Source organism: Thalassolituus sp. UBA6592 (assembly GCF_002433655.1).
Classification (GTDB): domain Bacteria; phylum Pseudomonadota; class Gammaproteobacteria; order Pseudomonadales; family Oceanobacteraceae; genus Venatoribacter.
Genome location: NZ_DJIO01000192.1, coordinates 9,248 through 10,206, shown reverse-complemented (window position 1 = coordinate 10,206; position 959 = coordinate 9,248). Strand labels below are relative to the sequence as shown.

Below are 959 nucleotides of genomic sequence, written 5' to 3'. Positions count from 1 at the left end.
TACAACGGCAAGGGCGTCCTGCAGGCAGTTCGGTGTGTTAACGAACGGATTGCTCCGGCGCTGGAGGGGCGAGTGGTATTTGATCAGCTCGTGATGGATCGCCTTATGTGCGAGATGGATGGCACGCCCAACAAGGCGGAGTTGGGCGCCAATGCGATTCTGGCCGTATCCCTGGCCACAGCCAACGCCGGCGCCAATTACCGGCAACAGCCCCTGTACCGGTATCTTGCCGAGCTCTATGGCTGCAACGGCCCCAGTATCTTGCCAGTGCCCATGATGAACATCATCAATGGTGGTGAGCACGCAGACAACAACGTTGATATTCAGGAATTCATGGTACAGCCAGTTGGCGCGCCTACCTTCGCTGAAGCTCTGCGTTGTGGCGCAGAAATCTTCCACGCTCTGAAGAAAGTACTGTCTTCTCAGGGCCTGAACACTGCCGTTGGCGACGAAGGTGGTTTCGCACCAAACCTGGCGTCTAACGCCGATGCACTGGCAGCGATCAAAGAAGCTGTGTCTAACGCTGGCTACGAGCTGGACAAGAACGTGACTCTGGCTCTCGACTGTGCGTCTTCTGAATTCTACAAAGACGGCAAGTACGACCTGAAAGGTGAAGGCAAAGTATTCACCTCAGAAGGTTTCTCTGATTACCTGGCAGAGCTGTGCGAACAGTACCCGATCGTTTCTATTGAAGACGGTCAGGACGAGTCTGACTGGGATGGCTGGAAATACCAGACTGAAAAACTGGGTGCAAAAGTTCAGCTGGTGGGTGACGACCTGTTCGTAACCAACNNTGATATCCAGGAATTCATGATCCAACCGGTCGGGGCGCCCAGCTACAGCGAGGCGCTGAGGATGGGTGTGGAAACCTTCCATGCCCTCCGGTCGCTTTTAAGGAAGAACAGGCTGTCCACGGCGGTGGGCGATGAAGGTGGCTTCGCACCGAATCTGCGTTCCAG

The 959-nt window shown here is 55.4% G+C and carries 1 protein-coding gene; it reads left to right on the top strand.

Features of this window, described 5'->3' with window-relative positions; genetic code table 11:
- Positions 1 to 18 precede the first annotated feature (18 nt).
- Positions 19 to 959, top strand: a 941-nt coding sequence (gene eno, locus B2Z72_RS19175) for a phosphopyruvate hydratase (RefSeq protein ID WP_422664306.1), incomplete at its 3' end; no start/stop codon positions are given.